4 protein-coding genes and 1 pseudogene are annotated in these 3863 nt (G+C 55.6%); all 5 read left to right on the forward strand.

The genetic code is table 11. The features are described from left to right. Positions 1–377: pseudogene (locus LL962_RS20650) on the forward strand (type IV secretion system protein); the annotation flags it as partial. Between the two features lie 39 nt (positions 378–416). Further along, positions 417–947 (forward strand): DUF4189 domain-containing protein, encoded by a 531-nt coding sequence (locus LL962_RS20655; RefSeq protein ID WP_228318261.1) that lies wholly within the window; start codon positions 417–419, stop codon positions 945–947. Between the two features lie 411 nt (positions 948–1358). Next, a complete protein-coding gene (locus LL962_RS20660; RefSeq protein ID WP_425509860.1) occupies positions 1359–2018 on the forward strand; it encodes a hypothetical protein in 660 nt (219 codons plus the stop codon). After that, positions 2015–3364: a DUF6792 domain-containing protein gene (locus LL962_RS20665; RefSeq protein ID WP_228318262.1), complete on the forward strand. Its 1350-nt coding sequence runs from the start codon at positions 2015–2017 to the stop codon at positions 3362–3364. Before LL962_RS20660 ends, LL962_RS20665 begins: the two co-directional genes overlap by 4 nt. 4 nt (positions 3365–3368) lie before the next feature. Continuing rightward, positions 3369–3863: type IV secretion system protein (locus LL962_RS20670; RefSeq protein WP_228318263.1), on the forward strand; the 495-nt coding region annotated here is incomplete at its 3' end.

The following is a 3863-nucleotide window of genomic DNA, read 5'->3' on the forward strand; positions in this document are numbered from 1 at the left end:
AGTTCATCCCCCTGGCCAGTGCCGAAGGCCTGTCCAGCCAGGCCCTGCAGCAGGGTGGCATCGGCCTGATCATGACCTTGTTGATCATCAGCGTGCCAACGTTGGCGGCGGCGGTCTGGCAGGGCAGCATGGGCAACTTCATGCACTTCTCCGCATTTAGTGGAGGCGCTGCATCCACTCCGGGACCGCAGGGGCAACCGGCTGGGTCGTATGTGCCGCCGCAACCGCTTAGAGCTTCCAATGAGGAGTCAGTTGGTAGAGGTCAAGCCACAAGTCAAGTGACGAATCGTACTGTCGCCCCATTGGGCGGTTCTGAATCTGCTCCTGCGCCAGGTTCTCGCGGAAATGCTGGAAGAAATGAAAGTGGTAATGCCTAATATTGTCGGGATTTAAATTTTTGTAGAAGGCATGCATATATGAATTTCAACGGATTTATGTTTTTTTTTCTTATGGTCGTTGGGGTTCCGGCAATGGCCGAGCAGGGCTGTCCGCCAGGCCAAATCCCTGCGATGGCGAACGGTAGTATTACCTCCTGTGGTCCGATTCCCTCCGGTTATTACGAGCAGCAAGGCCCTGCTAGCCCTCGACCACTTGGGAAATGGAATAAAACGTGGGGGGCTGTTGCACTTGATGAATCCGGTGCCGGGGTAGTAGGGGTCGCAAGTGGAGAAAGCTCTAAACGACAAGCTCAAAAGGTTGCTTTATCTAGTTGCTTTAAAGTGGGGGGTAAAGATTGTCGCGATTGGGTAACCTACTTTAATCAATGTGCAGCGGTAGCAGAGCCTTACAAGGATGGAAAATCTTCTGACGGGAAATTGCAATTTTCCACAGGTGCGGCACTTGAGAAAGTTACAGCCAAGGCAGAAAAAGACTGTGCCTCTGTAAATAATAGTTCGTGCAGAGTTATTTATTCCAACTGCTCGGATCCAATATTTGAAAGGTTCTGATGCATGCCTGAGTGCACTGCCAGATTCATCATCAAGCGACGCTTAGCTACGCACGAGCCGCATGGCCAATAAGACTTCCAGCTAGTATCCTTCAAAGTTCATTCCGTACCCCTGACCACGCTCACCGTTAGTTAAATAGAGCTCATGGGAGCGATGTAATGGATAGCGTATTTTCCTCCCAAAATTCACACTGGTATCGGTCACCAAGGGCGTTTGGCGCATGTTGACTATCCTGCTGATGTCAACCTTACTAACCGCAAGTTTGGTTGTCTTGGCCTATCGAACTACGTTCACAATCCTGCTGGACCTTGCACAGTGTGCGGCCTCAATCTGTGCTTTGTTACACTTCGCTATAGTTGCAATGCTGCAGATCACGGCCGTAAAGCATACTGCCCAACGCACCGTGGCGGCATGAAAAGGACGCTGGTAATTAAAATTGCTGGACTTCTTGCCTTTGCTTTATTAGCAGGATGCAGCCCCATGAACACTGGCTCTGAAAAACACGATACTGGCGCCACTACCGCCGACGGCGATCCGGTCTACCGCAAGAACCCGCATCCGACACAGGCGTATCGCATCACAATGGCGATTGAGGATGCGCCGGGGCCGTTTGAGTGGGTATCTGGGACGGCCTACTACCAAATGACCAATCACAAACAATGCACGCCAATTGAGCCCGTTGAAGGGGTGTGGAATAAGTCGGACGAGGATGGAATTCCTATCCATTTCGAGAAGCTCAACCACACTACATACGTGGCGAAGATTTATGCCGATGGCATGATCGATGCTGACTATTACGGCAAGGGCGTGTGCATCTTTGAACTCGATGGAGTTGGCGTCTCCCTGAAAGCAACCGACAAACACGAAGATACGCGATTTCAGCCGGTTTTATTCCAAAATGAAATCTATAGCTCGGCCCCCAAGGTTACTTACTTTTGGAAAGGGCGCTATCCGAAAGAGGATATCGATAACTTTCCTGATGGAGGACGTCTTGATGTCGACCAATTCAATGATGATGCTCGCAATAATATCTTTAAAATCACCCTGACTGCTGAAAAGGTGAGCCCATGAGTATTACGAGTCCACAATACGCGGCGCTCTCTGACGATGCTTATAAGGCCCCCAGAGAGACAGGGCCCAACAGCAGGCCGGAAGATATCGGCGGCAATATCTACATACGCCTCAAATACGTGGATAGTCCTTCTGGTTATCAAGGTGTCATCTACCAACGCGTCGATACAAACGAGATCGTTGTCGCCCATCGCGGTACCGAGACTGAGCGTGAGCTCAAGCAGGATGGTGTCTACACCGATGGCGGCATGGTCGCATCACGTCACAATCGCCAGGCTGCCGAAGCGATTGAGTTGACCAAGGATGCGTTGGTTTACGCACAAAAAATCGGTAAAGACGGCGAAGTCCCCGCCGTCACCGTCACTGGCCATTCCCTGGGCGGCAATCTGGCTCAGGTGACCGCCCATCACTTCGGCCTCAAGGGCGAGACTTTCAACGCCTACGGTGCGGTCAGTCTGGACCGGCGCATTCCCGAAGGCGGCAATGCCGTGATCAACCATGTGATGGCCGGCGATGCGGTCAGTGCTGCCAGCAAGCACTATGGTCAGGTCAAGATTTACGCCACGCCACAAGAAGTCGCCGCGTTGCAGAAGGCCGGCTATGCCAACGACCGCAGTGTGTTGGATGACCGCAATCCGGCGGTCGCCAAATCACTCGCCGACTCGCACCGCATGCACAACTTCCTGCCGGTGGATGCCAACGGCAAGCCAGACCGCTCGGTGCTGGAAGACCCCAAGGCGCAGCAGCTGACGCAGCAGTACGCGCCGATGATCGACAAGTATCGTGACGATGTGGCGCTGTTACGGGGCGGCCTGACCCTGGCATCGCGCCACATGCAATCCATGGACGTGGTGGATGGCATCAATCATCTGCGCGGCACACTGTCCCCTGGTGCCGGCGCGGCGGAGATGGCAGCCGAGCGCTGGAAGGAAACGCAACAGCGCATGGAGCGCGAAGACAAGCCGGTCTATGTGGCTCCTGGCTGGAAGTTGCCGCTGGGCAACACACCAGAGCGCTGCGTAGATCCGGGCGCGATGGCCATGTCCAATGATCCGCTGTACCGCTCCATCCACAGCAAACTGCCGCAGGGCACGTCCGACGCCGTGGCCATGCATGCCACTGTCGAGGCCAAACGCGCTGGCATCGTCGACGTCAGCCAGCTGCGCAGCGTGACCGTGCAAGACGGCAATGCCTGGATCGTCGGCAATGCGCCAGGTTTCCGCACCAAAGTGGATCTGACGGCGGAGGCACCGCCTTTGCAGGAGAGCCAGCAGCAGTTGCGCGCACTGGATGTACAACGGGCGCAGGCGGAGGTGACAGCACCGACGCCGATGCGTGTAATGTAGGGCGATGGCGCGGCTGATCGACAACGACGATGTCGGCAATACCTTCCAGGACGTTGGCCTGGAGTTGATGAAGCGCACCATGCGGTGGGTCAGTACCATCGCGTTGACAGTCACCACGCTGTGGGTGCTGATTCTGGGCTATCGCATCGCCACCGGGCAGTCGCGCGAGAGTGCGATGGCCACCATGATCAAGGCCGCCAAGGTCTCGCTGATCATCAGCATTGCGTCGGCGGTCGGGCTCAACGGCCCGGCGCTGCACGAGGCCATGACCCAGAATCTGGACAAGGAAATCCATGGTTTGTTCACGGGTGACGAAGACAGCAGTGCCTCCGATGCCATCGACGAGAATCTGGCCTATACGCAAATAGCAATGGCCACACTGGATGCAGTACGCGTGGATCCGAGCCAGCCGGAAGTGCTGGAGAAAAAAGGTCGCGCCATGCTGATGGCCGGTTTTGGCACCGCCAGTCCGCCGATGGCGGCCGGCGCGATGCTGCTG

Source organism: Xanthomonas sp. NCPPB 1067 (assembly GCF_020783795.1).
GTDB lineage: Bacteria > Pseudomonadota > Gammaproteobacteria > Xanthomonadales > Xanthomonadaceae > Xanthomonas > Xanthomonas melonis.